Source organism: Salinivibrio sp. HTSP, assembly GCF_003390965.1.
Taxonomy (GTDB): Bacteria; Pseudomonadota; Gammaproteobacteria; order Enterobacterales; family Vibrionaceae; genus Salinivibrio; species Salinivibrio kushneri.
In genome coordinates this window covers 1-2,877 of record NZ_PXUD01000075.1, presented here as the reverse complement: position 1 = coordinate 2,877, position 2,877 = coordinate 1, and the positions used below count along the sequence as shown (strand labels likewise).

The window sequence follows — 2,877 nt, the reverse complement described above, 5'->3', positions numbered from 1 at the left end:
CTCTAGTCTCTAGTCTCTAGTCTCTAGTCTCTAGTCTCTAGTCTCTCTTTCCGCCCACTCCCTCGCAAAATCCCCCAAACACCATACAACTCAATTACCTACCTCGCTTATCCTTCTCTACACATTCATAAACGATGGATGATGCCATGTTATTTATTACCAGCCGTACTCCCGAACAAGGCTCGCACAGTGAGGCCGACCGTTGGCTTAGCTTTGATAACCAAAACACCGATATCTCAAAGTGGGTGTATTTTTGCCAGCGCGCCGGGCAGGGTGAATACCAAGAGATCACCGCGGCGCCGTTTATGGCCAAACTGAAAGCCTTACCTGCACATACCCAGATACTGTTTTTGCTCCATGGTTATAACAACCAAATGGAAAGTCATATCTTCCCGATGGCGCAGACCTTACAACACCAGTTTGATCGCCTTGCTCCTAACGCTATGCTGGTGGTGCCGATTATCTGGCCCTGTGACGACGATGGCCGGCTCGGTGCTATTGATGATTACTGGGACGACCAACTTGCTGCCACCGCGTCAGGGTTGGCGTTTAGCCGCTTACTGGCGATGTTTGATGATTGGCGCCGCGCCCCCGAGCAACAAACCACCCCGTGTAAACGACGTATGAACGTGCTTGCCCACTCCATGGGCAATCGCACCTTAATCAGCACTTTTTCCCATTGGCACCAACACGCCGGGCTCGACACCATGCCGCAATGGTTTCGGCATATCTTTATGATGGCCGCCGATGTTGATAACCAAGCCCTAGAGCCACACCAACCGGGCAGAGCAGTGCTGGATGCCGCCAAACAAGTCCACATTTACTATGCCGCCGATGATATCGCCATGGCCGCCTCAAAAGTGGTCAACGTACGCCACCGCACCGTTACCCGGCGATTAGGCATGACCGGCCCCGAAAATCTCGACGCACTTCCTGCGAACAAAGTGACGGTAACCGACTGCGACGCCTTTAACGACCACTTCGACCCCCACTGGGGCCATACCTATTTCCTCACCGACGACAACGGCCACCCAAGCCCATTGATAGAACAGATGATGGATAAGATGATAAAAGACTAGAGACTAGAGACTAGAGACTAGAGACTAGAGACTAGAGACTAGAGACTATTTTATGAGCTGCTTTAAGCTTTTCCTAGTCTCTATTTTCTAAAAGCGAAGCGTCTAGTCTCTTCCTAGTTTCTAGTTTCTAGAAGCGAAGCGTCTAGTCTCTCCCTCGTTTCTAGCTTCTAGAAGCGAAGCGTCTAGTCTCTTCCTAGTTTCTAGCTTCTAGAAGCGAAGCGTCTAGCCTCTCCCTCGTTTCTAGCTCCTAGAATCGAAGCATCTAAGCTCTTTCTAGTCATCCTTCCTAAACGCAAATCTCACCAGCAAAATGGCGACGGCGAGCATGCCGCCGAGTAAGGTGGAGAGTACACAGATCAGGGCGCGTTTGGGGCCGGCTTTTTCTTCGGGGACAATGGCCGGATCGACGGTTTTAAACACAAATTCGTCTTGCACTTCGGCCAGCATCAAGCTTTTGGTTTGCTCTTCAATCAGCTGATAGAACACATTCTGCATTTGCGTGAGGTTGGTGTTTTCTAGCTGTTGGCGCAAGTAAGCAATATTGGTGTTGGTTTCTTGCAGCTTATCGGCTTTCATTCGCGCGTTAATCGCTGCCACCAACTTTTCTGTGACGCGTTTTGCCAGTATTGGCGATTCTGACTCAAAGCTAATGGTAACTAAGCCATTATCTTTTTGCTCTTTGATAGCCAGTAGATCAGAAAACGCTTTGTAAAGCTCCCAATCTGTGGGCGCTGCAGGCTTGTTCTCTCGAGCGCCTTCAGGTTTTAACCAGGTTTTTGTATCAGGGTTATAACGCTCAGGATCAATTTGCCACTCGCCGCTGTCTTGATCCCAGCCTGTTGTCGCCATTAGCGGCACTTCTAACGCATTAGCATGCACAAACTCGCTAATAAACTGGCGTGACTTTAGAGTGGCTAGCGCAATTTGGGTTTCACTGCCGCCACCGCTGCCAAGGTTAACCCCAGCTAGCGAGGCCAAACCGCCTAATTGCCCGGCCATGCTGGCTAAGCCCCCACCGCCTTGGTCATTGGCAGGCGCCAGTAAAGCCTCGGATTTGTAGGTATTGGGAAGCGATAATGAATACCCCACCCCACCGACTGCAAACACAAAGGTGATCGCAATGATCAACCATTTGCCTTGCCATAACGCGGCGAAGAGCTCGCGGAGGTCAATTTCGTCATCGGCCGCCATTGGGGGGATTGGGGGGTGTGGGTAATGTTCGATATTTTGCTTAGTCATAAACCGTGAGGCAACAGAAACTAGAGACTAGAGACTAGAAATCAGGTGCCATACCTTCCTTTGATTATTCAGGTTGCTACTTTGAGTGCGCGTTTGTGCCGTATTATCAAGCTAGCAAGGATTTTTGCAATTTCTCTTGCTTCACGGACCATTGCCAAACCCGCTTCTCGTTCTATTTGTTCGGTTTTAATCGCGATTTGAAGCTGAGTCACTAATTCACCACATGAGCCTTTGGCGTAGTAGTAAAAGCGAATTTTTTCTTTTGATGTTTCACGCTCTTCCCCTTCTGCAATATTTGAGGGTATTGATAGGGATGACCGAAAAACTTGATCTTTAAGTGCAAAATTCTTGTTGCGCTCAAATGTACTAAATACCGAACACGCTAATTTTGATGAGCGTTGCCAAACACTCAGTTTTTCAAACAGCATAAGTAGAGCCCTCTCGCCTTTGGGGCAAAGGATACAACTCATCTACTGTTTGTGTTTTTTGTCTTTACATTTCTGCGAGATACCGCTAGAGACTAGAGACTAGAGACTAGAGACTAGAGACTATTTTATGA

The 2,877-nt window shown here is 48.8% G+C and carries 3 protein-coding genes; 1 reads left to right on the top strand and 2 read right to left on the bottom strand.

Annotation, left to right across the window (positions count from 1 at the left end):
- The first annotated feature begins 146 nt into the window (after window positions 1–146).
- On the top strand, window positions 147–1,079 hold the full coding sequence (locus tag C7A19_RS13085) for an alpha/beta hydrolase (RefSeq protein WP_116645084.1): 933 nt from the start codon (window positions 147–149) through the stop codon (window positions 1,077–1,079).
- Window positions 1,080–1,352: 273 nt separating this feature from the next.
- Here C7A19_RS13085 and C7A19_RS13080 read toward each other — a convergent pair whose 3' ends face one another.
- Complete coding sequence (locus C7A19_RS13080; RefSeq protein WP_116645083.1) at window positions 1,353–2,318, bottom strand: Wzz/FepE/Etk N-terminal domain-containing protein; 966 nt, start codon at window positions 2,316–2,318, stop codon at window positions 1,353–1,355.
- Window positions 2,319–2,386: 68 nt separating this feature from the next.
- Entirely contained in the window at window positions 2,387–2,746 is a 360-nt protein-coding gene (locus C7A19_RS13075; protein WP_077650304.1) for a four helix bundle protein, read from the bottom strand.
- Window positions 2,747–2,877: the final 131 nt, after the last annotated feature.